We start from the raw sequence: 25,439 nt of genomic DNA on the forward strand, positions 1-25,439 counted from the left end.
CACGACGTCGGCCCGACAGCGCCCGTCACCCCCGGCCGGTCAGCCGGCCCGCTTCTCGGCGTACGCGGCGAGCCAGGCGACCTGGGCCGGGTCCAGGGACGGGCGGACCCGGGCGCGGGCCGCCGCCACGTGCGCGGCCGTGACCGTGGACGCCGTCAGCGACTCCCGCATGGCGGCCAGGGCCGCCTCGCGTACCAGCGCGGCACAGTCCGCCGCCGAGAAGCCGTCCAGCTCCCCGCCCAGCTCCACGAGGTCCACCTCGGGTGCCAGCGGCACGTTCCGCGCCGAGGCGCGCAGGATCTCCGCCCGCGCCGGCCCGTCCGGCGGCGGCACGTAGACCAGTCGTTCCAGCCGTCCCGGGCGCAGCAGCGCCGGGTCCACCAGGTCGGGGCGGTTCGTCGCGCCGACCACCACCACGTTGCGCAGCGTCTCCACGCCGTCCAGCTCGGTCAGCAGCGCGGCCACCACCCGGTCGGTGGTGCCGCCGTCGCTGGCCTGGCCGCGTACGGGGGCGAGCGCGTCCACCTCGTCCAGGAAGATCAGGGTGGGCGCGGCCTCCCGGGCCCGGCGGAACAGCTCGCGGACCGCGCGCTCGCTCTCACCGACCCACTTCGACAGCAGCTCCGCGCCCTTCACCGAGAGCACGTTCGCCCGCCCCGAGCCGGCCAGCGCCGTGACCAGGTAGGTCTTGCCGCAGCCCGGTGGGCCGTAGAGGAGCACTCCGCGCGGCGGCTGCACGCCGAGCCGGGCGAAGGTGTCCGGGTAGGTCAGCGGCCAGAGCACCGACTCGGTCAGCGTCGCCTTGACCTCCGTCAGGTCGCCCACGTCGTCCAGCGTCACCGAGGCCAGCTCCAGGGTGGAGGCGGCCATGGTGGTGGGGCGGACCACCTCCAGCGCGGCGGTGAAGTCGGCCATCGCCACCGTCGGCGTCTCGGCCGACTTCTGGCGCAGCGCCGCGCGCACCCCGGCCTCGCGGAGCAGCGCGGCCAGGTCGGCGGCGACGAAGCCGGGGGTACGCCCGGCGACCTCGTCGAGCCGCACGTCGTCGGCGAGCGGGACCTGCCGGGTCAGCACCGTCAACTGCTCCCGGCGCAGGGCCGCGTCCGGCAGCGGCACGCTGATCCGCAGCGAGAGCAGGTCCGGGGCCCGCAGCGCGGGGTCGACGGCCTCGGGCCGGCCGGTGGTGCAGACGACCGCCGCCCCCGCCCGTACGGTCTCGGCCACCACCTGCCGGAACACGGTCGCCACCGGCCCCGGCCCGTCCGCCGGGGCGAGCGCCTCCACGTCGGTGACCAGCAGCACCCCGGGGCCGTCCGCGCGCGCCTCGGCCGCGGCGGCGCGCAGCCGCTCGGCGGCGGCCTGGTTGGTCAGCGCGGCCACCTCGGGAGCCCAGAGCGGGCTGACCCGGGCCCCGACCCGGGCGGCCACGGCCCGTACGAGCGCCGCCTTGCCGGAGCCGGCCGGACCGGCGACCAGCACGCCCAGCGAGATGGTCGTGCCCAGCCGGCCGAGCACCTCCCGGTGGTGGAAGCCGAGGTCGAGCAGTTCGGTCAGCTCCTCGGCCTGCGACCGCAGCCCGGGCAGCTCGTCCACCGAGGGCGGCGCGTCGTCGACGCTCCCGGCGGTGCGTTCCGTGGCGTCCACGGCGCCCGGGAGGCGTACGCCCCCCGTGGCAGCCGCCCGGCCCGGGACGGTCCCGTTCGGCGTCGGACCCGCGTCGAGGCGTCGCCCCTGCGGGGCGGTGCCGGTGCCGGCGGAGCCGTGGGTCGCCTGGCCGTGCTCCCAGCCGACGACGGTCTCCATGGTGACCAGCGAGCCGGTGTCGGGCTCGGCGGCGACCACGGCGAGCAGGCTGCTGGTCCACGCGTACCCGATGCTGTTGGAGAGGCTGCGCCGGGCGGCCTCCACGAGGCTGCGCACCGAGGCGTCGGGCAGCACGTCCTGCGGCAGCAGCGACACGTCGTCCCCGGTCGTCACCACCTTGCCGAGCAGGGCCAGCCGGAGCATCTCGGGCGAGACCACGGCGGCGATCTGCGCCGGACCGGCGAGAAGCACCCGACGGGCCGGCGTGACCGGTAGGCGGCTCACCGTCACCTGGGCGCCGTCGCGGATGCCGAGGTTGCCCAGCATGAGGTCGTCGGCGTAGAGCAGCGCGGTGCTGGCGGTCGGCTCGGCCGGCGCGACGATGCCGGCGGTCACCCGCCGGCCCGCCAGCCGCACCGGGTCGCCGGGGCGCAGCGCCAGCGCGGTGAGCACCTCGGGGTGCAGCCGGACGACGCCCCGTCGGGCGTCGAGGGCCGCCGGCCGCAGGCTCGCGGTCAGGGTCAGGTCGGGTTCCGCCACCGCCCGACCCTAGCCGCCGTGGTCACGCCCTGCGCTCTCCCGGTGCGTTCCGTGCTCCGCGAGGAGCGTCACCGTCCCCCAGCAGGGAGGGGTCGCGGCGGATCAGCTCGGCCAGCCGCGCCGCCGGGTCGGGGGCCAGCCCCTCCTGGGCCGGCGTCCAGGCCGGCACCGTCTTGACCGACATCGGCCACGCCGGCGGCGGCGCGGGGGCCTCCGCGTCGACCGTCACGCCCGTGTCGGTCCAGGCGACCCGCAGCGGGTACGCCTGCCCGTCGTGCTCGACCCGGATGCTGACCGCCGTGCCGGGGTGGCCGGCCACCACGCGACGGACCGCCTCGGCAACCTCCACCACGGGGTCGCGGTGCTCCGCGCCCCGCCGCGCGTCGGCCCAGCCGGGCCCGGCGTTGCGCCCCTCGCCCCGGACGTCGGCGCGCCCCGGCTCGGATCCACCACGTGCCTCCGGCTCCCCGACGGCCTCCGCGCCCGCCGGCTCCGCCTCGGCGGCCCGCCGCCGCAACGCCTCCTCGCGGCGCGCCATCCGGGCCAGTGTCTCGTCCAGTCCACCTCTCATCACGAACCACCCCTTCTCGTGAAACGGGTCGAACCGCCGCAGCGGCTCAGGACCTTCCCTCCCGGGTGGCCCGCTCGAGTGCGCGGTCGAGGACGACCAGCAGGGCGTCCCGCACCGAGAGCCGGTCCCGGGCGTCGAACTGCACCAGGGGCACGTGGTCGCCGACGGCCAGCGCCCACCGGATCGCGTCGAGGTCGTGCGCCAGCCGCCCGTCGAAGGCGTTCACGCCGACCACGAAGGGCAGGCCGGCCCGCTCGAAGAAGTCGATCGCCGGGTAGCAGTCGTCGAGCCGGGCGCTGTCCACCACGACGAGTGCGCCGAGCGCCCCCCGGGCGAGGTCGTCCCACATGAAACCGAACCGGGCCTGCCCCGGCGTGCCGAACAGGTACAGCTTCAGGCTGCGGTCGATGGTGACGCAGCCGAAGTCCATCGCCACCGTGGTGGTGGTCTTCGCGGAGCGTACGCCGGGGTCGTCGACGCCGATCCCGGCGGTGGTCATCTCCGCCTCGGTGGTCAGCGGGGCGATCTCGGAGATCGCGCCGACCGTGGTGGTCTTGCCGACGCCGAAGCCGCCAGCGATGAGGATCTTGACCGGGATCGGCGGTGCGGCGGCCGGCGTGGGCCGGGGCACCGCGGCCACCCCGGTGGCCGGCGTCCGGTGCGGGGGCGGAGCGGACGCGGCGGGTTGCGGCCCCGTCGGGGAGCCGTACCGGGTGGCGGCGCTGTTGGCGGCGATCCCGCCCAGCGGGGCGACCGGCCATTCAGGAGATCGCACGGAGTCCATCAATCACTCGCAGGATGATGTCGGGGTCGAGGGCGTCGGCGCCGTCGTGCACGTCGAGGTGGCCCGCGGCGCGGAGGTCGCCGACCAGCACCCGGGTCACGCCGAAGTGCAACCGGGTACGGGCGGAGATCTCGGCGACCGAGATCGGCTCGTCGCAGAGCGAGACGATCGCCTGCAACTCGGGTGCCAGCCAGGTCAGCGACGCCGGCCGGTCGGTCGCCGGTCGGGCGGTCACCTGCGTCTCCAGTCCGATCGCCGGGTCGGCGCCGGCCACCCGCCCGGCGGTCAGCACGAACGGGCGCGGGCCGGCGGGCCCCTCCTCGGTCGCCGGCGTGGCCGTGGTCGCCGGCAGGCCGGGCCGGGCGTCGTGCGGGGACGACGCGCGCAGGTAGGGCCGGATCCGGACGGTGGGTTCCGGGTCCGGTCCCTCGCCGGCGACCTCGGGGGTCATTGCTGGGCGGCGTTCTTCAGCTCGGCGATCAGTCTCGGGGTGAGGGCGCCACCGGCCCGCCCGGCGAAGAGCGTCATCTCGTAGGCGACGGTGCCGAGGTTCGCCGAGCGGTCGGCGACCACCCCGAGCACGGAGCCGCTGCTGATCGCGCTGATCAGCAGGTAGCCCTCGGCCATGTCCACGACCACCCGGTTCAGCCCGCCGAGGGCGTACCAGCTCGCGGCGCCGCCGGCGAGGCTCGTCATGCCGGAGACCACCGCGGCGAGCCGTTCCGCGTTGGAGCGGTCCTTGATCGCCGACATGGCCATCAGCAGCCCGTCCGACGAGACGGCGATCGCCTCCAGCACGCCGGCCGTACTGGAGGTGAAGGAGTCCAGCAGCCAGTTGAAGGTGCGCGCCTCCGGGCTCAGGTCACCGGCGTTCTGGTGGTCGACGTTGTCGTGCGGGAAGGGGCTGGTCACCGTGATGTTCCCTCTTCGTAGCGGTGGTCTTGGCTGACTTCGCGCAGGGCGCGGGCGACGCCCGCCTCGAACTCGGTGAGGAGGTCGCGGACCTCGTCCGGGTTCTCGGGCGGGCTGTCGGGCTGACGGGCCGGGGTGGCGGTCAGGTTCGCCCCGGGCACCCGCCGGGTCAGCCCGGCCGGCGCGGTGCCGTCCGGGGTGCCCCGGCCCAGTTCGGCCCGGCGTACGCCCGACTCGACGGCCTCGACGAGGGCGCGGGCGGCGGCCGGGTCCGCGTCGGTGACCGGCACCGGCCCGCTCACCGGCGGGGCCGGCGGTCCGGCCGGGCGCAGGGTGGCGCCGGGTACCCGCTGCCGGATGCCCGGCGGGGCGGCTGCGGCCGGTGCCCGCCGCTCGGTGCCGGCCGGCGCCCGCAGTTCGACGCCGGCCGGCTCACCACTGGAGCTGAACGCGTCCCAGGAGGCGCCGGACTCCAGGCTGCGGGTGGCGCGGCTCAGCAGCGCCGCGTCGAACCCGGACGGCACCGCCTCCGCCGCCGCGCCGACCGCCGTGCGGGGCGCGGACGGTGCCGCGCCGACCACCGCGCCGACCCCGGACGGTGCCGTGTCGACCGCCGCGCCGGGTTCGGAGGGTGCCGTGCCGACGGCCGCGCGGGGCCGGGCGGCCTCCGGCTCGTCGGGCGGGCGCCGGTCGCGGGCGGGTACGGCGGCCCGGGCCACGGTCACGCCGGCCCGCTCGGCGCGGTGGACGATCAGCGACGTCTCCGGGACGTCCAGGTGCGCGGTCACCCCGCCGCCACCGGCGGTCGGCGTCAGCCGCACCTGCCAGCCGTGCCGGCGGGCCAGGCGGCCCACCACGAAGAGCCCCAGCACCTCGGTCGGCGCGAGGTCGAGCCGCTCCCGCCGGGTGAGCCGGGCGTTCTCCTCCGCCAGCCGCTCCGGGGCCATGCCGATCCCCCGGTCCACCACGGTCAGCCGGGCGCCGGAGCCGGTCGGCTCGCCGCCCACGGTGACCCGGGTGTGCGGCGGGGAGAAGACCGTCGCGTTCTCCATCAGCTCGGCCAGCGCCAGGACGAGGTCGCCGACGGCGCCGGGCGCCACCGACACGCCGGGCGGGACCTGCACGTCGACCCGGGTGTAGTCCTCGATCTCGCCGAGCGCCAGCCGGACCACGTCCGCGAGCGGCACCGGCGCCACGTGGGGGTCGGCGCCGGCCGAGCCGGAGAGCACCACCAGGCTGCCGGCGTTGCGGCGCAGCCGGCTGGAGATGTGGTCGAGCCGGTACAGGTGCTCCAGCCGGCCGGGGTCGGTCTCCTGCCGCTCCAGCCGGTCGATCAGCGCGATCTGCCGGCCCACGAGGTTCTGCGTACGGCGGCCGACGTGGCCGAACATCTGGGCCACGTTGCGTCGGCCGGCGACCTGCCGTTCCACGAGCCGGGCGGCGGTGCTCTGCACCCGGTCGAACGCGCGGGCCAGGTCGCCGATCTCGTCGCGGGCCCGTACGTCGACCGGGTCGAGGCGTACCGGCACGGCGCCCTCGGTCTCGTCGTCGGCGACCCGGGTCAGCTCCGCCTCGGCGACTCGGGCCACCCGGTCGGCGGAGCGGGTGAGCCGGGTCAGCGGCCGGGCCACCGTCCGGGCGACGGCCGCGCTGAGCAGCACCACCACGGCGAGGATCAGGGTGACGATCCCCGCCACCAGGTACGCCTCGGTCAGCGCCCGGCGTTGCTGCCCGGTCACCTCGGCGATGACGTCGGCGACGAGCTTCTTCTCGATGAACTGCCCGAAGGTGATCATCGAGCGGACCGACGGGAAGAGGGCGTCCAGCGGGATGTCCCTGGTCGCGCCAGCCGGGTCCAGCGCGCTCCTGCTGAGGAAGTCCGCGCTGGTCCGGGCGGCCACGGCCGCGTCGTTCAGGGTCACCAGCTTCAACTGCTCCGGCGTGATCAGGCTGCGGAACCCCTGGTTGTCCGCCCGCAGCCCCGCCATACAGGCGACGTACGAGGCACTGACCCGGGGCGAGCCGGTGGCCTTGACGAGCACGATGAGGGTGGCGCAGGCGCCCATCGCCTCGTCGACGCGGAGCAACCCGTCCAGGGCCAGCACCTGCCGCCCGGCCGCCGTGTCGGTGTCCACCCCGAACGGCAGCCGCAGCGCGTTGATCAGTCCCGTGCTGACCGGCCCGTACGCGGCCATGATCTGGTCCGGGGTGGCGGTGCCGGCGAGCACCGCGGCACGCACGTCGGTCAGCCCGCGTACGCCGTGCAGGGCCTCGGTCACCTCCGGCGGCAGCAGGCCTGCCGGGGTGGCCCGCAGGTCGGCGACGCGGTCGTCCACGCCGGCGGTCCGCTGCATCAGCTCGCTCCGGGTGACCCGGCCGAGCAGCAGCCCGACCGAGAGGACGCGCTCCTGTTGCAGGTCCTGCACGAGGCTGCCGATCCGGCTGGCGACGCGGACCCGGTCGGCGATGTCACCGGCCCGTTGCGCGGCGGCCACCCGGTCGAGCACCGCCGGCACGGCGAGCGCCACCATGCTGAGCAGCGGGATGACCACGAGCAGCGCGAGCTTGCCCCGGATGCGGAGCCTAGCGAGCAGCATCGGAGGGCCCCCACTGCGCGCCGCCGCGTTCGCGGGCCGACCCCGCCGGCTGGAGCTGACGCGGTTCGGCGCCCCGGCCGGCGGCCGGCTGCCACGGCGTGTCCTCCGGCGGGGCGTCGGCGCCGTACCGCTCGCGTCGCGCCTGTGCCGCGCGCCCCGGCGCCCGCCGGGCGGTGGCGAGCCACACCGCGCCCAGTGCCGCCCACAGCAGGACGGCCAGCGCCCCGGCCCCCACGGTCAGCCAGCGGTCCCGGTCCAGGTCGCGGGAGCGTCCGGCGAGGAGCGCGTCGAGTTCGTCCAGGATGACGGGCTGGAGCTGCTCGGCGGCGGCCTGCGCGTTCAGCCGGGCGCCGGCGATCCGCGCCTGGTCGGTCTCCGCGTCACGACCGGCCGGCGCCGAGTGGGCCGCCAACGTCTCGACGGCGCGCTGGTAGGTGTCGAGCGGGTTCAGCACGCTCGGGCCGAGGTCGGCGCTCTCCGAGTTGTCCACGGCGGCCCGGAGGTCGGCGACCAGGTCACCGGCCGGGGTGAGCACGCCCACCCGGAGGGCGGCGATCTCGACGGCGGTGCGGTTCCGGTCGGCGGCGGGCCGGCGGTCGGCGAGCACGGCCAGGTCGGCCAGCCTGCCGGCCGCCACGACCGCCTCGGGCAGGTCCCGGCTCGCGTGCTGGAGGAAGAAGGAGTCGGGCCGGGGGTCGCGGACGAGCCCGGACGTCTCCCGGACCTTGCCGTGCAGCGCCAGCAGCAGGTCGGTGGCCTCGCCGTACGCGGTGAAGGCCGCCTCCGGGTCGGCGGGGCCGCGGGCGCCCAGCGCCTCGATCCTGGCCCGCAGGCCCGCCCAGCGTTCCTTGGTGCGCAACTCGTCGCCGATCCGCGCGTCCACGGAGGCGGCGGCCTCGACCGCGCGGGTCAGCGCCTCGCTGGTGGCGGGCCGGGCGGCGACGGCGGCGGACTGGGCCTCGACCAGGGCGTGGGTGACCGGGGCGAGGGCGCGCAGGTACTCCACGCCCAGCCGTTCCCGGCCGGCCAGGTCCCGGTCGTCGGCCGTGAGCCGCCAGGTCTGGACGAACAGCATGGTCATCGGCGCGAGCAGGGCGACGAGGAGCAGCAGCGGCAGTACGCGGCCCACCGCGGTGGGCCGCCGGCGGGCCGGCGGTGCGGGGACGGTCATGTCTGTCTCCTCCGGCGGGAGCACGGGATCGGTGGGGGTGTCGGGGGTCGGCGGCGAAGTCCCGTGCACCGGACCGGAAAACTAACCGACCAGCGGGGGCCGTTCCGGCCACCGGACGGTCAGCTTTGCGTCCCGAAGCCCGAAGTGACCGCAGGGTCACTCGTCAGGCACCGTCCGTGCCAGGCCAGAGAGTGACAAGGATGGATCGGAGTGGATTTCCGACGAACATCGGAATTCACGTGATCCGAATTCATCTCCGTGAGACGGTCTGGACCGCGCCGGTGCGACGCCGATCGGATCAACCGGACGGACGTACGGAGGATCTCAGCCAACGCTCAGGATCCGGGCCGTACCGTGTGCCCAATGAGATCGCCGTTGTCGGCCGCGTGGATCCGGCGTGCCCTGCCCACCCGCCGGCGCGCCGTCGCCGCGACGGTGGTCGTCGTGCTGCTCGCCGCCGCCGTGGCCTGGGCCGTCCTGCCGCAGGGGCCGGCCGTCCGCACCGAGGCGGCGTTCGTGAACGTCTCCTCCGGGCCGGCCGGGAACGAGCCCGTCGACCTGGACACCACCTTCTACCTGCCCGAGGACGCGTCGGCGGCGAACAAGGTGCCGGCGGTGCTGCTGGCGCACGGCTTCGGTGGCACCAAGGAGTCCGTCCGCGCCGACGCCGAGGAGTTCGCCGGACGCGGCTACGCGGTGCTCACCTGGACCGCGCGGGGCTTCGGCCGCAGCGGCGGGCAGATCCACCTGGACCACCCGGACTACGAGGTCCGGGACGCCGAACGCCTGCTGGACTGGCTCGCCGCCCGGCCCGAGATCCGTACCGACGCGGCCGGGGACCCGAAGGTCGGCGTCGTCGGCGGCTCGTACGGCGGCGGCCTGGCGCTCCTGCTCGCCGCGCAGGACCAGCGCGTCGACGCGATCGTGCCCATGATCACCTGGAACGACCTGTCCCGCTCCTTCCTGCCGGAGAGCAGCGGCAAGGAGCCCACGGAGGGCGTGTTCAAGTCCGGCTGGGCCGGGCTGTTCTTCGGCGGCGGCGGCAACGTCGGCTCCGGGCCGGCCGGGCTCTCCGGGAACAGCGCCGCGCAGCCCGAGGGGGCGCCGGCCTCCGCCGGTCCGCCCAGCCCGGGGCCGGGCGCCGGTCCGGGGACGGGTCCGGGGCGCGCCCCCGCCGGGGCGGGAGACCCGGCCTGCGGCCGGTTCGCCGCCGACATCTGCGCCGCGTACCTGCGGATCGCCACCACCGGCCGGGCCGACCAGGCCGCCGTGGACCTGCTGCGCCGCTCCAGCCCGGCCGGGGTCCTCGACCGGATCAAGGCGCCGACCCTGCTGGTGCAGGGCGAGGCGGACACCCTCTTCCCGCTCGGCGAGGCGGACGCCAACGCGCGCGGCATCGCCGCCGCCGGCACGCCCGTCCGGGTGGCCTGGTTCACCGGCGGGCACGACGGCGGCGAGGGCCCGAAGACCGACTCGGACCGGGTCAAGTTCCTGACCGTGCAGTGGCTCGACCACTACGTCAAGGGCGAGGGCGACGCCCCGGGCGACGACTTCACCTGGTCCCGGATCGCCGGCTTCGACGCCCTCGACCGGGGCCTGGTGGCGACCGGCTACCGCTACGCCGACTACCCCGGCGTCGCCGGCACGGCCCGCCGGGACGTACCGGTGGCCGGCCCCGCCCAGCCCGTCGCCAACCCGCCGTCACGCAACCCGGCCGCCATCTCCTCGGTGCCCTTCGCCGGTGAGCTGTCGTCGCTGCTCGGCGGCGTGGCCGGCGACATCCCCGGCCAGCACGCCCGGTTCGAGTCGGAGCCGCTGGCCGAGGCGGTGGACGTCGTCGGCGCCCCGACCGTCGACGTGCGGGCGGCGTCGCCGACGGGGGAGGCGGTGCTCTTCGTCAAGCTCTACGACGTCGACCCCAACGGCGCGGCCACCCTGCCCAACGGCCTGGTCGCCCCGGTCCGGCTCACCGGCCTGCCGCCGACCATCGACGCGGCACGCCCGGTCACCGTCACCCTGCCGGCGATCGTGCGCCGGATCGAGGCCGGGCACCGGCTGCGCGTGGTGGTGGCGACCTCCGACCAGGCGTACGCCACCCCGGTCGAGCCGGCCGTGCACACCGTCGCGGCCACCGGCGCGGTCAGCCTGCCGACCGTCGCCGGCGACCCCATCCCCACCTCCGCCACCGTGTGGCGCTGGGTGCTGGCCGGCCTGGTCGCCGCGATCGTCGTCGGGCTCGTCGTGGTCGTCGCCGTGGTCCGCCGCCGGCACCGCCGCCAGGACAGCTCCATCCACCCGGCGTACGCGGGCGTCCCGCTGGCCGTGCGGCAGCTCCGCAAGGAGTACGCGGACGGCTTCGTCGCCGTCTCCAACGTGGACTTCGAGGTGCACCCCGGTCAGGTCGTCGGCCTGCTCGGCCCGAACGGCGCGGGCAAGACCACCACGCTGCGGGTGCTGATGGGGCTGACCCAGCCCACGGCCGGCGAGATCTACGTCTTCGGGCACCGGCTGGTGCCCGGGTCGCCGGTGCTGTCCCGGATCGGCGCGCTCGTCGAGGGGCCGGGCTTCCTGCCGCACCTGTCGGGGCTGGACAACCTGAAGGCGTACTGGCGGGCCACCGGACGGCCCGCCGAGGACGCGCACTTCGAGGAGGCCCTGGAGATCGCCGGCCTGGGCGACTCCGTGCACCGCAAGACCAACAACTACAGCCACGGCATGCGGCAGCGTCTCGCCATCGCGCAGGCGATGCTGGGCCTGCCCGAGCTGCTGGTGCTCGACGAGCCGACCGACGGGCTCGACCCGCCGCAGATCGCGGAGATGCGCCGGGTGCTCCAGCGCTACGCCACCGACGGCCGGGCGGTGCTGGTCTCCAGCCACCTGCTCGCCGAGGTGGAGCAGACCTGCACCCACGCGGTGGTGGTGAACAAGGGCCGCATCGTCGCCTCGGGCCCGGTCGAGGAGATCGTCGGCGAGTCGCCCAGCGTGCTCTTCGACGTGACCGATCCGGAGGCCGCCCGCGCGGTGCTGGACGGCCTGGACGGGGTGCGGGTGCTTCCCGACGGGGAGGGGCAGCTCGTGGTGGACACCAACGGCACCGCCCGCAGCGAGGTGGTCGCCGAGCTGGTCCGGGCCGGCATCGGGGTGGACCGGGTGGTGCCGCGGCGCCGCCTGGAGGACGCGTTCCTCGCCCTGGTGGGCGAGAACTCTCGGGGAAGCGGGGACCGATGATGGCGGGCACGTCACCCACGGTGGGAGCGGCGGCCGGCTACCGGCCCTCGGCGACCCTGCCGTTCGGCGCCGAGTTCCGGCGGCAGGCCTTCCGGCGGCGTACGCAGCTCGCGCTCGGGTTCATGGTGCTGCTGCCGTTGATCATCCTGATCGCGTTCCAGTTCGACACGGGCGGCGACGACGACAACGGGCGCGGGGAGTTCGGCAGCCTGGTGGAGTTCGCCACGTCGGGCGGGCTGAACTTCACGCTCTTCACCATCTTCGTCTCGGCGTCGTTCCTGATGGTCGTGGTGGTGGCGCTGTTCTGCGGGGACACGGTGGCCAGCGAGGCGAGCTGGGGCAGCCTGCGTTACCTGCTGGCGGTGCCGGTGCCCCGGGCCCGCCTGCTGACGGTGAAGCTGCTCGTCGCGCTCGTCTACTCGGCCCTGGCGCTGCTGCTGCTCGCCGGCACCGCCCTGCTGATCGGCACCCTCCGCTACGGCTGGGAGCCGTTGCGCAGCACGGTGGCGGCCCAGCTCGAACCGGGCGAGGGGCTGCTGCGGCTGCTGGGCGTGCTCGGCTACCTGGCGGTCGTACTCCTGGTGGTGGCCGGCCTGGCGTTCCTGCTGTCGGTGGTCACGGACGCCGCCCTCGGCGCGGTCGGCGGCGCGGTGCTGCTCTGGATCCTCTCCAGCATCCTCGACCAGATCACCGCCCTGGGCGCGCTGCGCGCGTTCCTGCCGACGCACTACAGCACCGCCTGGCTGGGGCTGCTGTCGACGCCGGTGCAGACCGACGACGTGGTACGCGGGGCGATCTCGGCGATCAGCTACGCGACGCTGTTCTGGGGCCTGGCGTTCTGGCGCTTCACCCGCAAGGACGTCACCAGCTAGGGCGCCGGGTCGGTCTGCTTCTTCCAGGCGCTGACCCCGATCCGGCCCGTGTTCCCGAGGTCGATCGGCCCGTCCAGGCCCACCATCTGCGCGGGCCGGCCCTCGGCGGGCGCGATCTCCAGGCGCTCGCCGTTGGTGGCGACGACCGTCGAGTCGGTCACCAGGTTGCGCCAGAGCACGGTGGCCGCAGCCCGTTCGCCGGGCCGCAGGGTCACTGGCCGGGGCGGAGCGTCGAAGCCCGACGTGATCTCCCTGGCCCCGTCGACGACCCGGACGGGTATCGGATCGCCGTCGCCGTCGTAGAGACGCGGCACCGGGTGGCCGTTCAGCCGGTAGGGCTTCGTGCCGCAGTTGACCAGTAGCAGACCGAGCGCCCGCAGTCCCATCGCGGCGCTGCTGCCCGGTGACGTGATCCGTACGCCGGACTGCGGGCATTCGCCCGCGAGGTCGGACGCCGTGTCGCGCGGCGCCGGTTCGCCCGGCCGCGGAACGACCTGCGGGGGATCGATCGGCATCGTATCGATCGGCAGGGGCTTGGCCGGCTGGGGCTTGGCCGGCTGGGGGCTGGCCGGCTGTGGGTCTGCCGGCGCCGGGCCGGGCGCAGGCGCGCAGGCACCGAGCAGGACGAGGCCGGCGATCGCGACCCCGACCGTCCGCACCGGACCGGGCACTGCGCGGCGCGAGCGCGGTGTGGGCCGGTGCGCGGGACTCGCTGCCGATGCCGATGACATCTCCCGATCATCGCACCGGACGGGCCCCGCACCCCCGCCGCCGGCTCCGCGCCCGCGCGGCAGCGGCACCATCAGGGCTGACGTTTCGGCAGGGGCGGCGGCACGGCGCGGTGCGTGTCGAGCTGAATCGTCTACGACATCACCCGTCCCGCTCCCACCACGACCCGGGTCGGACGCTCCCTCGGCCCGGTCCGACGGCAGGACAAGGGGATCGCCGGTCGGGCCGCGAGGCCCCGGGGATACGGCGACGGCGGTCGGCCACCGGCACGGTGCAAGTGTTTCAGTGATGGCGTGGTGTCGGTGAGTGAGAATCGGGTATGGCCAATCCGCCCCCTGAGCCGCCGCCTGAGCCGCAGTCCGAGTCGTCGTCCACACCGCCGCCCGAGCCGTCGTCCGAGCGGTCCGCCCCGTCTGCGCCCGTGCCGCCGTCCGTGTCTGCGCCCGCGCCGCCGTCCCAGCGTTCCCCCGCGTCGGCGCCCGCGCCGTCATCCGCCTCCGCGCCTACGCCTTCGCCGCCGTCCGCGTCTGCGCCTTCGCCGCCGTCCGCGTCTGCGCCTACGCCGCCGTCCGCGTCTGCGCCTGCACGGCCGTCCGCGTCGGTGGCCGGGCCGAAGGCCTGGGCCGTACTGGTGGATCAGCGCCTGCCCGGGATTCGCGGGCTCCCGCCGAAGCAGCGCGCGGTGTACGCGACCGCCGCCGTCGTCATCCTCGTGGTCGGCGCGCTGTTCGCGTACCAGGCCAACTTCCTCCTGGACCGCTCGACGGCCACCGATCGGGCCCGCTCGGACCGGCAGGCCGCGAAGGCGGTCGACCGTGAGCAGCCCGCGTTCGTGTCCACGGTCACGCCCCTGGACTACGACCGGGACCTGCCCGAGGCCTTCACCGTCCTGCTCGACCGGCCGCTGACCGAGGACGAGCAGGTCGCCCTCACCGCACTGACCGGCCCGAGGTCGGAGGTGTGGGAGTTCCTGAAGCCGCTCGGCGGCCGGGTGGTCGAGCACGCGTCCTACGTGGCCTCGTTCGAGGACGGCAACGAGAATCGCGGCCATGCCCAGACGTTCGACCTGAACCTGAACAGCGACCGCGCCGCCGGACTCACGATCAACGACATGACCGCCGTGAAGGACTCGTGCCGCGCACCCACGGCGCAGACCGTCGTCACCCTTCCCCCGGCGGGTGCGGAGACCCGGCAGGGGCTGCTGTGGGACCTGACCGGTGGGCCGACGGACGAACCGCACGGCCCGTACGTCCTGGCCGACGGCGAGCCGGAGGAGGGGCAGTTGTACTTCCGCCGCAACGTCGTCGAGCTGGGCAACGGTCAGTCCAACATGGCCTTCCGCGTCCAGCCGGAGGTGTCCACCCACACGTGCGAGTGGCACATCGTTGCCTCCTACACCGACACGACCGGTGCCCACGAGCAACGCATCCCCGGCGGCACCGGCACGTTCACCACCGAGGCCATCCCGACGCGGCCCGTCCAGTACTTCGAACGCCCTCCGGGCACGGAGTGGGGCTGCCTCGGCGAGGTGCGCCAGCAGGACTGCCCGGCCACCGGATCCGTACGGCTGCCGAGGCCGCCGGTCCACCGGCCGGTCCCGGACTGAGCCGCGCGTGCCCGGCACGGCCGGAGCCGGCAAGACCGACGGGTCCCGGGCGGAGGCGGCCCGGTCGCGGGGACGTCAGCGGGAACGGGGCCTGCGCTTGCGGGTGGGGGAGTCGGGGGAGTCCGGCGTGGTGCCCGAGTCGGCGGTGTCCCCGTCGTCGGGCGTGTCGGTCACCCGGGCGTCGGTGTGGCTCAGCTCGGCCAGCGTCGCGCCCCTGAGCTGGTAGACGGCGGTGCGCCGGATGCTCAACTCCGCCATCGGGCCGCCCGCCGGCCGGGTCAGGTAGACCACCGTCGCCCTGCCGTCGCGCACGCTGACGCTCTCCACCGGCGTACGGTCGCCGAGGTCGACCTGGGCCTGGTAGTCCGGCTCGCCCCTGACGTTGCGCCAGGCGGCGAGGGTGAAGAAACGGCCGGTGCCGCCGCCGTCGAGCGCGACCACGCCGATCGCGTCGCCCGCGCCGTCGCCGTCGAGGTCGCCGACGGCGCACGGCCGCTGCAACTGCACCGTCGTGCCGTCCCGGTCGGCCCACCGGCCGTTGGTGAGGCGGAGCGGGGTGGCGTACCCGCGGTAGCGGACCTTCCGGCTGCCGACCCGGGTGTCGCGCAGTTCCAGGCAGGTGAGCTGGTCGCCGGTGCGGCGCGGGGTGGGGGTCGCCCGGGCGGTCGCCGGGGTGGCGTCGACGTCGTCCCGCTTCGCGGCGGTGCCGGCGGTCCGGTCGGCGGACCGGTTCCGCTTCTTGCGGTTGCCCGTGGAGCAGGCGGTGGTGAACGTCAGGAGGCAGGCCATGGAGAGCGCCACCACCGGGACGAGTTTGCGACGCATCGCGCGTTCCTTTCCGTCGATCTGCCCGCACCGTAACGGGCCCGCGCCACGCCTACCCCGCAGCGCCATGGGAGCGTTCCCACGAAGAGGGAATGCATCGACATCGCCAAATGGGCGTCGGCATTCTGGTGTCGTCCCGTCGTCTCATCGGAGGTGCCCTGATGCTCGCTGACCGGATCGGCGGCCCGGCCCTGTCCCTGTTCCGTGCCGTCGTCGGCCTGCTCTTCCTCTGCCACGGCCTGGCCTCACTGCTCGGGGTCCTCGGTGGCAGCCGGGGCACCGGCGAGGCGGTTCCGCTCGGCGAGTGGCCGGGGTGGTGGGCCGCGCTGATCCAGGCGGTCTGCGGCGGGCTGGTGCTCGTCGGGCTGTTGACCCGGGTGGCGGCCCTGCTGGCGTCCGGCTCGATGGCCTACGCGTACTTCGTGGTGCACCAGCCCGACGCGCTGCTCCCGCTGCGCAACGGCGGTGAGCTGGCCGTCCTGTTCTGCTGGTCGTTCCTGCTGATCGCCGTGTTCGGCCCCGGCGCGTGGGCGGTCGACACCGCGCTGCGGGCCCGACGCCCCGCCGACTCCCGCTCGGTGACCGCCTGAATCCGTACCGTCGAAGAAGGCCCGCCGGTCGCCCGACGGCGACTGCGGGATCGCTCACAGCGTGGGATCTCCCGGTGATCCGGGCGGCGTCGGTGCTTAGACTCGACGGCACAACTGCATACCTCATCCAGAGGGGCTGAGGGATACGGCCCGACGACGCCCCGGCAACCACCCCGCGCGCTCATCGCAGAGCGACCGGCGGGGCAGGTGCCAATTCCGTCCCCGCCGCAGGGTGCGATGCGGGGAAAGATGAGAGGAACCGCGACATGACGTCGACGTTCGCCCCCTCCGGCATCGACACCACCGCCAGCCCCGCCCGCGCCCTGGTCTGCCGCGCCTGTTCGGCGCGCTACCCGCTCGCCGCCCAGCACGCCTGCTACGAGTGTTTCGGCCCGCTGGAGGTCGACTACGACGCCGCCGCGCTCGCGACGGTCACCCGGGAGCAGATCGAGGCGGGCCCGCAGAACATCTGGCGGTACGCGGCGCTGCTGCCCGCCGGCCAGGACCCGGCCACCCGGGTCACCCTCGACCCCGGTTTCACCCCGCTGGTGGCCGCCCCGCACCTCGCCGCCGAGCTGGGCATCACGGCCCCGCTCTGGGTCAAGGACGACAGCGCCAACCCGACCCACTCGTTCAAGGACCGGGTCGTCTCGGTGGCGTTGACCGCCGCCCGCGCGCTCGGCTTCAGCCGCTACGCCTGCGCCTCCACCGGAAACCTGGCCAACTCCGTCGCCGCGCACGCGGCCCGGGCCGGCGCGCCGTCGGTGGTCTTCATCCCCGGCGACCTGGAGCAGGGCAAGGTCATCACCACCGCCGTCTACGGCGGCGAGCTGGTCGCCATCGACGGCTCGTACGACGACGTGAACCGGCTCTGCGGCGAGTTGGTGGAGACGGACGAGTTCGAGGACACCGCGTTCGTCAACGTGAACGTGCGCCCCTACTACGCCGAGGGCTCGAAGACGCTCGGTTACGAGGTCGCCGAGCAGCTCGGCTGGCGGATCCCCGCGCAGGTGGTGATCCCGATGGCCTCCGGCGAGCTGCTCACCAAGATCGACAAGGCGTTCGCCGAGCTGGTCGAGATCGGCCTGGTCGAGGCGCCGGCCGGCGGCTGGAAGGTGTTCGGCGCGCAGTCGGCCGGCTGCAACCCCATCGCCACCGCCCTGCACGCCGACACCGACACCATCACGCCCGTCAAGCCGACCGGCATCGCCAAGTCCCTCAACATCGGCGACCCGGCCGCCGGCATCTACGCGCTGGAGGCGGTGCGCCGCACCGGGGGTTGGATGGAGTACGTCGACGACGACGAGATCCGCGCCGGCATCCGGCTGCTGGCCCGGACCACCGGCGTCTTCGCCGAGACGGCCGGCGGGGTGACGGTGGCCGTGCTGCGCAAGCTGGTCGAGTCCGGCCGCCTCGACCCGACCGCCGAGACCGTCGTCTTCAACACCGGCGAGGGCCTCAAGACCCTTGACGCGGTGGCCGGCGAGGTCGGCCCCACCCACCGCATCAAGCCCTCGCTCCGCGCCGCCCGCGACGCCGGCCTCCTCGGCTGACCCGCGTCCGCACCCCGGTCTTCCCCGCCCCTCCAGAGGGCCGGGAGCTGGCGCGTCGAGGGGGTCGCGGGCAGGAGGGCGGGGGATTCGCGGCGTAACTGGGTTTTCGCTGTGAGTGCGGAAAACGCGCCGACAAGGACTTGACGGCAGGAACCGGACGGCGCAAGATGCTCCGTGCGGGAGGGCGTTTCGCCGGAGACTTTCAGTTCTTGCGACCCAACGCCGGAGGCGTTGTGCGAGCGTCCCTCCCGACCAACTTCCGATCGGGCCAGCGATAATTCGCTGGCCCGATCGTCGTCAGGTGGCGCACCCTCAGCCGATGAGCATCGCGATCGCGCCGCTCGACGCCGCCGACCAGGCCGCCGTTGACGAGGCGTACCAGATCGGCGCGGCGGCCAACGAGGCCGACCTGCCGGACTTTCCGCCCTTCTGCCGGCGGCGCTTCGAGGCGGCGATCCGGCACCCGATGCCGGGCAACGAGCCGCTCTGGGCGCTGGCCCGGCTCGACGGCGTGCCGGCCGGCTACCTCGCGGTGGACCTGCCGCAGCTCGACAACACCGAGAACGCCACGGCCGAACTGGTCGTGCACCCGGAGCGCCGGCGTCGCGGCGTCGGCCGCGCGCTGCACGAGCACGCCGTACGCCTCCTGCGGGAGCGGGGTCGCAAGCGGGTGGTGGCCATGGCGGTCTCCGCGCTTCCCGGCGGCCCGGCCCGCTCCGGGGCCGCCGCCGCCTTCGCCGCGTCGACCGGCGCCCGGCCGGCGCTGGCCGAGGTCCGCCGCCGGCTCGACACCACCCGGCTCGACCACGACGGCCTGGCCGCCGCGCTGGCCGACGCCCGGAGCCGGGCCGCCGGCTACGACGTCGTGCGCTGGCAGGGAGACACCCCGCAGGAGTACGTCGCCGACATCGCCTACCTCGACGGCCGGCTGATGACCGATGCGCCCCTGGGCGACGTGGAGTGGGAGCCGGAGCGGATCGACGTCGAACGCGTCCGCGGCATCGAGCGGGCACTGCGGGCGCGGGGGCGGCGGCGCTACCACACGGCGGTGCGCCACGAGGCGTCCGGCCGGGTGGTCGCCTGGACCCTGCTCGACGTCGGGGCGTCGGCCGACTGGCACGCGTTCCAGCAGATCACCATCGTCGACCCGGAGCACCGCGGCCGTCGCCTCGGCCTGCTCACCAAGGTCGAGAACCTGCGCCACCTGTTGGCCCACGAGCCGGCGGTACGCGCGATCGACACCTTCAACGCGGCGCAGAACGCCCACATGGTGCGGATCAACGAGCAGCTCGGGTTCCGGCCCGTCGACGGGTGGACCGACTGGCAGCTCACCATCTGAGTTGTGACAGGCCCCTACTGATCTGAGGGGTTCCTGTTGCATGATGGCGGGCATGACGGAGACCCCGCACCCCCTGTACGACAGGCACGCCGACACCCTCAACCGGGCGCTGACCGCGATCACGGAGCGCGGGTACTGGTCCGCCTATCCCGAGTCGCCCAGCCCCCGGGTCTACGGCGAGACCGCCGCCGCCGACGGCAAGGCCGCCTTCGAGGCGTACCTCGGCGGTGACTTCCCCCTCGACCAGCCGGGCGCGGCCGACCGGGTCGCCACCGAGAGCAGCCCGTTCGGCGTCGAGCTGAACGTCCGCTACCCGCACGCCGGCGCCGACGAGCTGGTCGCCGCCGCCTCCGCCGCCCTGCCCGGCTGGCGCGACGCCGGCCCGCAGGCCCGGGTGGGGGTCTGCCTGGAGATCCTCGACCGGCTGCACAAGCACATCTTCGAGCTGGCCAACGCGGTGCAGTTCACCAGCGGCCAGGCCTTCGTGATGGCCTTCCAGGCCGGCGGCGCGCACGCGCTGGACCGCGCGCTGGAGGCGGTCGCCTACGCGTACGCGGAGATGACCCGGCACCCGGGGACGGCGGGCTGGGAGAAGGCGGCCGGCAAGGGCGACCCGCTGCGGATGACGAAGACGTTCCACGTGGTGCCCCGCGGCGTCGCGCTGGTGATCGGCTGCAACACCTTCCCGACCTGGAACTCGTACCCGGGGCTGTTCGCCTCGCTGGTCACCGGCAACCCGGTCGTCGTCAAGCCGCACCCGCGCGCGGTGCTGCCGCTGGCCATCACGGTGAAGTACGCCCGGGAGGTGCTCGCCGAGGCCGGCTTCGACCCGAACCTGGTGCTGCTCGCCCCCGAGGCCCCCGGGGAGAAGCTCGCCTCCACGCTGGCCCTGCACCCGGCCGTGAAGATCATCGACTTCACCGGTTCCACCGAGTACGGCGACTGGCTGGAGGCCAACGCCCGGCAGGCGGCGGTCTACACCGAGAAGGCCGGGCTGAACACGGTGGTGATCGACTCCACCGACGACTTCGCCGGGATGTGCCGCAACCTCGGCTTCACCCTGACCCTCTACAGCGGCCAGATGTGCACCACGTCGCAGAACATCCTCATCCCCGGCAACGGCATCGAGACCGACCAGGGGCACAAGAGCTTCGACGAGGTGGCGGGCGGGATCGCCGCGGCGGTCGCCAAGGTCACCGCCGACCCGGCGCGCGGGGTGGAGATGACCGGCGCGATCGTCAACGACGGGGTGCTGGAGCGCCTCGACGAGGTCACCAAGGTCGGCGAGGCGGTGCTGGAGTCGCGTACGGTCGAGCACCCGGCCTTCCCCGACGCGGTGGTCCGCACCCCGACGGTGGTCAGGCTGGCGGCCGACGACACCGCGACCTACTCGAAGGAGTGGTTCGGGCCGATCTCGTTCGCCATCGCCACGGACTCCACCGCGCACAGCCTGGAGATCCTGCGCGCCACGGTCGGCGAGAAGGGCGCGCTCACCGCGGCGGTCTACTCCACCGACGAGGCGGTCCTCGACGCGGCCGAGGCCGCGGCGATCGAGGTCGGGGTGCACCTGTCCTGCAACCTGACCGGCGGGGTCTTCGTGAACCAGTCGGCGGCCTTCTCCGACTTCCACGGCAGCGGCGCCAACGCGGCGGCCAACTCGGCGCTCACCGACGGCGCCTACGTGGCCAACCGGTTCCGCATCGTGCAGTCCCGCCGGCACGCCTGACGTTTCCGGCTGCCCGGGTCGGCCCCGCACGGGCCGCTCCGGGCAGCCGACCCGGTCCTGGCGGAGCGGGTCGCCGGCGCGGGTCAGGCCGGGCGGCGCATCTGGAGCTCGGTGAGCGCCGGGACCGTGGGGTGCGGCACGCGTACGCCGGTGTCGACGAAGCCCAGCCGCCGGTACGCCCGGTAGGCCCGGTCGTTGCCGACCACGACCTCCAGCATCAGCTCGGGGCGCCCGCAGGCGCGGGACCAGGCCGCGACCGCGTCGACGAGTTCGCCGAGGAGGCCCGTGCCCCGCCAGGGCGGGGTGACGTAGACGGCGTACACCACGGTCAGCCCCGGCTCCCCGGGGGCCACCGTGCCGCCGGCGTGCCCGACGAGCCGGCCGCCCGGGTCCGCGACGAACTGGGCGGTGCCCGCCCCGACGGAGACGGACGCGATCCTGGCCGCGTAGTCGGCGTGCGACCGGGCCGCCGCGTCGGCGAGGGTCTCCAGGAAGGCCAGCGGGGCGTCGGCGAGCATCTCCAGCCGCAGCGCCCGCATCCGAGCAGCGTCCGGGGGGCGGACCCGCCGGATCTCGGCCCGCCGCGTCGGCCCCGGACCGTCGGGCGTGCTCGTCATGCCGAATGCCTATCACAGCGATGACGGCCGATGGCAGTCGATCGGCGTATGTCCGATTTGTGGTCGTGCGCCGTCGTCACGCTTCGTGTAGCGTGCGATTTCGGTCACCGTTTCAGCGGCCCTCGTCGATCGCCGAGCCGGTGGTCCTCCGGTGCCGGCCCGCCCGGCCTCCGGGGTCGTGGAACGCCGCGCAGAGTGAGGAAGTGCACCGTGGCAGAGGGCACCGTGAAGTGGTTCAACTCCGAAAAGGGCTACGGCTTCATCGCCGTCGACGGCGGGCAGGACGTCTTCGTCCACTTCTCGGCGATCGAGATGGACGGCTACAAGGCGTTGGACGACGGCCAGCGGGTCGAGTTCGAGATCGCCCAGGGCCAGAAGGGCCCCCAGGCCGAGCGCGTGCGCGTCATCGCCTGACGGGCGTCCCTCCCGCGCCCCCGCGCCGACCGCCCTCCCGACCACCGGTCGTGGGGCACCGGCCGGGGGTGGCCCGGGCGGTCGTCGGCCGGTCCGCTCCACGGGGGCGGGCTGTCGGCCGATCTGCTCCACGGGGGCGGGCTTCGGCGCGGTTGCGTCGGCAGGGGAGGATCGTGAGCCGTTCCAGCCATCGCTGAGGAGGGTTCATGTCCGACCAGCCACCCCAGGCCGCGCCGCCCCCGGGAGATCCCGACCCCTCCGCGACGCCCCCCGTCGGCCCGGGCGGTGCTGCGCCGACGGGCCCGCAACAGCCGCAGGACTGGGTCTTCCCGCCCACCGGCGGGTACCCGGTCGGCTCCGGCCCGTACGGCGGGCAGCCGTGGTACCCGGGCGCCCCGGTCGCGTATCCCGGGCAACCGGGCGCCCCGGTCGCGTATCCCGGGCAACCGGGCGCCCCGGTCGCGTACCCCGGGCAGCCGGTCCACGGGTGGTACCCGCCGGGGCACGGCCTCGACCCGGCCGACCTGCTCGTCACCCCGCCCGGCGCGGGCGTCAACGGCTGGTTCGGCCGGTGCGTCGGCGCGGTGCGCCGGGGCTGGCGGCTGCTGCTGCCGATCCTGCTGCTCACCCAGGCGCTGCCGGCCCTGGTGGTGTCGATGCTCTCGCTGGTCGTCGACCCGAGCGCCAAGTGGGAGGAGTCGATGGCCGGCGACCCGGCGGCGCTGCCCGACACCTTCCTGACCGACACGGTCGTCCTGCTGTCCGTGGTGCTGGGCGGCGCCCTCATCTTCGGCTTCGTGCAGAGCCTCGGCTGGGCCGCCGGCACCTGGGTGGTCACCCGGCAGGCGTCCGGTCAACCGGTGAGCGTGGGCGCCGCCCTCTCCTATGGGGTGCGCCGGGCGCTGGGCCTCTGGGGCTGGACCCTGCTGATGAGCGTGATCATCGGGCTCGGGGTCTGCCTCTGCGTGATCCCCGGCATCTACTTCGCCTTCGCGCTGAGCATGGCCGGCCCGGTCTACCTGTTCGAGCGGCAGCACCCGATCGGCCGTTCCTTCCGCATGTTCCACGACCGGCTCGGTCTGCTGCTCGGCCGGGTGGCGCTGGTGGCGGCGGCGGTGATCGTCGGCAGCGGGGCCGCCGGCATGGTGGAGGGCATCGGCACGCTGCCGTTCGGCACCACCCCGCTGGAGTCGCCCGGCACGGCGGTCGGCGTGCTCGTGGTGACGCTGGTGGGTGCGGTGCTGGCCCTGCCGACCCACCTCGCCCAGCTGGTCGGCCTGGTCGTCACGTACGCCGAGCAGCGCGCCCACGAGGGGCCGGTGGACAGCGCGCGGCTCGCCAGCGAACTCGGCTGACCGGGCCCATCGTGCTTGCACTCGGCAGGGGAGAGTGCTAAACAAGTCATTGGCACTCGCATACCGTGAGTGCCAATGGTCGGGGCGGTAGGGCCACGGTCGTAGCGGCGTCCAGACGCGGCTGCGGCACATGGCCGGTCGTCGCGGGCTATCCGGCCCGGCCGAGGAGACGTCGTCGTCGCCAGGTGGCGACGTCCCAAGGTGCGTACACCAGGCGGCCCATCCGGGACACACACTCCGGGTGGCCCGTGAGTGTCCAGGAGGACAACGCCGTATGGCCAAGATGATCGCGTTCGACGAAGAGGCGCGCCGCGGCCTCGAGCGGGGCATGAACCAGCTCGCCGACGCCGTGAAGGTGACCCTCGGCCCCAAGGGCCGCAACGTCGTCCTCGAGAAGAAGTGGGGTGCCCCCACCATCACCAACGATGGTGTGAGCATCGCCAAGGAGATCGAGCTCGAGGACCCCTACGAGAAGATCGGCGCCGAGCTGGTCAAGGAGGTCGCGAAGAAGACCGACGACGTCGCCGGTGACGGCACGACGACGGCGACCGTCCTGGCCCAGGCCCTGGTCCGCGAGGGCCTGCGCAACGTGGCCGCCGGTGCCAACCCGATGGCCCTGAAGCGGGGCATCGAGGCCGCCGTGGCCAGCGTCTCGGAGGAGCTGCTCAAGCTCGCCAAGGACGTCGAGACCAAGGAGCAGATCGCCTCCACCGCCTCCATCTCCGCCGGTGACACCAGCGTCGGCGAGATCATCGCCGAGGCGATGGACAAGGTGGGCAAGGAAGGCGTCATCACCGTCGAGGAGAGCAACACCTTCGGGCTGGAGCTGGAGCTCACCGAGGGTATGCGCTTCGACAAGGGCTACATCTCGGCCTACTTCATGACCGACCCGGAGCGCATGGAGGCCGTCTTCGACGACCCCTACCTCCTGATCGTCAACAGCAAGATCTCGTCGGTGAAGGACCTGCTCCCGATCCTGGAGAAGGTCATGCAGTCGGGCAAGCCGCTGCTGATCATCGCCGAGGACATCGAGGGCGAGGCCCTGGCGACCCTGGTCGTCAACAAGGTCCGGGGCACCTTCAAGTCCGTCGCCGTCAAGGCGCCGGGCTTCGGTGACCGCCGCAAGGCCATGCTGGCCGACATCGCCATCCTCACCGGTGGCCAGGTCATCAGTGAGGAGGTCGGCCTCAAGCTGGACGCCGTCGGCCTCGACATGCTGGGCCGCGCCCGCAAGGTCGTGGTGACCAAGGACGAGACCACCATCGTCGACGGTGCCGGCGACGCCGAGCAGATCCAGGGCCGGGTCAACCAGATCCGGGCCGAGATCGACAAGAGCGACTCCGACTACGACCGCGAGAAGCTGCAGGAGCGGCTGGCCAAGCTGGCCGGCGGCGTCGCGGTGATCAAGGTCGGCGCGGCCACCGAGGTCGAGCTGAAGGAGCGCAAGCACCGCATCGAGGACGCCGTCCGCAACGCGAAGGCCGCCGTCGAGGAGGGCATCGTCCCGGGTGGTGGCGTCGCGCTGGTGCAGGCCGGCAAGACCGCCTTCGACAAGCTGGACCTGGTCGGCGACGAGGCGACCGGCGCGCAGATCGTCAAGATCGCGCTGGACGCCCCGCTGCGGCAGATCGCCGTCAACGCCGGTCTCGAGGGTGGCGTGGTCGTCGAGCACGTCCGCAACCTCAACCCGGGTCACGGCCTCAACGCCGCCAACGGCGAGTACGTCGACCTGCTGGCCGCGGGCATCATCGACCCGGCCAAGGTGACCCGCTCGGCGCTGCAGAACGCCTCGTCGATCGCGGCGCTCTTCCTCACCACCGAGGCCGTCGTGGCGGACAAGCCGGAGAAGACCCCGGCCGCCCCGGCTGGTCCGGGTGGCGGGGACATGGACTTCTGAGTCCAGCTCCACCAACGCCATGAGGGGCGGGCCGCGTCAGCGGTCCGCCCCTTGCGCTGTCACGTCGGCAGTGGCCGTTGGTTGCGTCTCTTCTGCGACCGGTCGTACGGCTGCGGGATCTGCACCGGCTCGTCGACCAGTGTCACCGGCTCGTCGGCCGGCTCGTCGACGCCGGCCATCTCCGCCTGCTGCTCGGCGTCGCCGTAGTCGAGCCGGTCGAACGGCAACGGGCCGGGGCGTTCGTCGTCCGTGGTCATGGCTGCCTCCTCTACCGGAAACGGTAGGGCGCGACGATCACCAATGCGGGCGA

General features: G+C 74.3%; 21 protein-coding genes and 1 riboswitch. Of the genes, 10 read left to right on the forward strand and 11 right to left on the reverse strand.

The genetic code is table 11. The annotated features are described in order from the left end of the window. Positions 1-39: 39 nt before the first annotated feature. Genes EV374_RS26920 through EV374_RS26950 form a run of 7 tightly spaced genes read right to left on the reverse strand, consistent with a single transcriptional unit; the run spans position 40 to position 8,378 of the window. A complete protein-coding gene (locus tag EV374_RS26920) occupies positions 40-2,343 on the reverse strand; it encodes an AAA family ATPase (RefSeq protein ID WP_132239956.1) in 2,304 nt (767 codons plus the stop codon). A 22-nt stretch (positions 2,344-2,365) separates the two neighbouring features. Then, positions 2,366-2,914, reverse strand: a complete 549-nt coding sequence (locus EV374_RS26925) for a hypothetical protein (protein WP_132239957.1) — start codon at positions 2,912-2,914, stop codon at positions 2,366-2,368. Between the two features lie 46 nt (positions 2,915-2,960). Beyond that, positions 2,961-3,698: a GTP-binding protein gene (locus tag EV374_RS26930; RefSeq protein ID WP_132239958.1), complete on the reverse strand. Its 738-nt coding sequence runs from the start codon at positions 3,696-3,698 to the stop codon at positions 2,961-2,963. Continuing rightward, positions 3,676-4,149 carry a DUF742 domain-containing protein gene (locus tag EV374_RS26935; RefSeq protein WP_132239959.1) on the reverse strand — a complete coding sequence of 158 codons (474 nt, stop codon included), beginning with the start codon at positions 4,147-4,149 and terminating at the stop codon, positions 3,676-3,678. Before EV374_RS26935 ends, EV374_RS26930 begins: the two co-directional genes overlap by 23 nt. Next, on the reverse strand, positions 4,146-4,610 hold the full coding sequence (locus tag EV374_RS26940; protein ID WP_132239960.1) for a roadblock/LC7 domain-containing protein: 465 nt from the start codon (positions 4,608-4,610) through the stop codon (positions 4,146-4,148). The genes EV374_RS26935 and EV374_RS26940 overlap by 4 nt, the downstream gene beginning before the upstream one ends. Beyond that, positions 4,607-7,207 carry a nitrate- and nitrite sensing domain-containing protein gene (locus EV374_RS26945; protein ID WP_132239961.1) on the reverse strand — a complete coding sequence of 867 codons (2,601 nt, stop codon included), beginning with the start codon at positions 7,205-7,207 and terminating at the stop codon, positions 4,607-4,609. Before EV374_RS26945 ends, EV374_RS26940 begins: the two co-directional genes overlap by 4 nt. Further along, a complete protein-coding gene (locus tag EV374_RS26950; protein WP_132239962.1) occupies positions 7,194-8,378 on the reverse strand; it encodes a hypothetical protein in 1,185 nt (394 codons plus the stop codon). The genes EV374_RS26945 and EV374_RS26950 overlap by 14 nt, the downstream gene beginning before the upstream one ends. Before the next feature lie 363 nt (positions 8,379-8,741). On the opposite strand from EV374_RS26950, the gene EV374_RS26955 reads away from it, so the two are divergent. Both EV374_RS26955 and EV374_RS26960 read left to right on the forward strand, forming a co-directional pair. Further along, positions 8,742-11,606 carry an alpha/beta fold hydrolase gene (locus EV374_RS26955; protein ID WP_132239963.1) on the forward strand — a complete coding sequence of 955 codons (2,865 nt, stop codon included), beginning with the start codon at positions 8,742-8,744 and terminating at the stop codon, positions 11,604-11,606. Next, positions 11,603-12,478, forward strand: coding sequence for an ABC transporter permease subunit (locus EV374_RS26960; protein ID WP_132239964.1), 876 nt, complete (start codon positions 11,603-11,605; stop codon positions 12,476-12,478). The genes EV374_RS26955 and EV374_RS26960 overlap by 4 nt, the downstream gene beginning before the upstream one ends. Here the strand turns inward: EV374_RS26960 and EV374_RS26965 are convergent. Beyond that, on the reverse strand, positions 12,475-12,993 hold the full coding sequence (locus EV374_RS26965) for a DUF4232 domain-containing protein (RefSeq protein WP_486485986.1): 519 nt from the start codon (positions 12,991-12,993) through the stop codon (positions 12,475-12,477). The genes EV374_RS26960 and EV374_RS26965 overlap by 4 nt on opposite strands. Before the next feature lie 896 nt (positions 12,994-13,889). Here EV374_RS26965 and EV374_RS26970 point away from each other — a divergent pair. Continuing rightward, positions 13,890-14,813, forward strand: coding sequence for a hypothetical protein (locus tag EV374_RS26970; protein ID WP_132239966.1), 924 nt, complete (start codon positions 13,890-13,892; stop codon positions 14,811-14,813). Positions 14,814-14,888: 75 nt separating this feature from the next. On the opposite strand, the gene EV374_RS26975 is transcribed toward EV374_RS26970, so the two are convergent. Further along, positions 14,889-15,638 (reverse strand): hypothetical protein, encoded by a 750-nt coding sequence (locus EV374_RS26975; protein WP_132239967.1) that lies wholly within the window; start codon positions 15,636-15,638, stop codon positions 14,889-14,891. A 161-nt stretch (positions 15,639-15,799) separates the two neighbouring features. Here EV374_RS26975 and EV374_RS26980 point away from each other — a divergent pair, with 161 nt between their 5' ends. From EV374_RS26980 to paaN, 4 genes are all read left to right on the forward strand, one after another. Beyond that, entirely contained in the window at positions 15,800-16,228 is a 429-nt protein-coding gene (locus tag EV374_RS26980; protein WP_132239968.1) for a DoxX family protein, read from the forward strand. 120 nt (positions 16,229-16,348) lie between these two features. Further along, positions 16,349-16,484: riboswitch (SAM riboswitch) on the forward strand. A 10-nt stretch (positions 16,485-16,494) separates the two neighbouring features. Further along, positions 16,495-17,781, forward strand: coding sequence for a threonine synthase (thrC, locus tag EV374_RS26985; protein WP_132239969.1), 1,287 nt, complete (start codon positions 16,495-16,497; stop codon positions 17,779-17,781). Positions 17,782-18,100: 319 nt separating this feature from the next. After that, on the forward strand, positions 18,101-19,120 hold the full coding sequence (locus tag EV374_RS26990; RefSeq protein WP_132239970.1) for a GNAT family N-acetyltransferase: 1,020 nt from the start codon (positions 18,101-18,103) through the stop codon (positions 19,118-19,120). A 52-nt stretch (positions 19,121-19,172) separates the two neighbouring features. Continuing rightward, the gene (gene paaN / locus EV374_RS26995) at positions 19,173-20,846 is read left to right on the forward strand and encodes a phenylacetic acid degradation protein PaaN (RefSeq protein ID WP_207914592.1); all 1,674 of its coding nucleotides are present in this window, start codon (positions 19,173-19,175) and stop codon (positions 20,844-20,846) included. Between the two features lie 83 nt (positions 20,847-20,929). On the opposite strand, the gene EV374_RS27000 is transcribed toward paaN, so the two are convergent. Next, on the reverse strand, positions 20,930-21,463 hold the full coding sequence (locus EV374_RS27000; RefSeq protein WP_132239972.1) for a GNAT family N-acetyltransferase: 534 nt from the start codon (positions 21,461-21,463) through the stop codon (positions 20,930-20,932). Between the two features lie 210 nt (positions 21,464-21,673). Between EV374_RS27000 and EV374_RS27005 the strand changes: the two genes are divergently transcribed. The 3 genes from EV374_RS27005 to groL all read left to right on the forward strand — a co-directional run bounded on the left by EV374_RS27005 (position 21,674) and on the right by groL (position 25,129). Further along, on the forward strand, positions 21,674-21,877 hold the full coding sequence (locus tag EV374_RS27005) for a cold-shock protein (protein WP_121400069.1): 204 nt from the start codon (positions 21,674-21,676) through the stop codon (positions 21,875-21,877). A gap of 206 nt (positions 21,878-22,083) precedes the next feature. After that, positions 22,084-23,232, forward strand: coding sequence for a DUF3824 domain-containing protein (locus EV374_RS27010; RefSeq protein ID WP_132239973.1), 1,149 nt, complete (start codon positions 22,084-22,086; stop codon positions 23,230-23,232). A 274-nt stretch (positions 23,233-23,506) separates the two neighbouring features. After that, positions 23,507-25,129 (forward strand): chaperonin GroEL, encoded by a 1,623-nt coding sequence (gene groL, locus EV374_RS27015; protein WP_132239974.1) that lies wholly within the window; start codon positions 23,507-23,509, stop codon positions 25,127-25,129. A 59-nt stretch (positions 25,130-25,188) separates the two neighbouring features. Here the strand turns inward: groL and EV374_RS27020 are convergent, their stop codons facing one another. Next, on the reverse strand, positions 25,189-25,386 hold the full coding sequence (locus EV374_RS27020) for a hypothetical protein (RefSeq protein WP_132239975.1): 198 nt from the start codon (positions 25,384-25,386) through the stop codon (positions 25,189-25,191). Between the last annotated feature and the right edge of the window lie 53 nt (positions 25,387-25,439).

It is taken from the genome of Micromonospora sp. CNZ303, assembly GCF_004345505.1.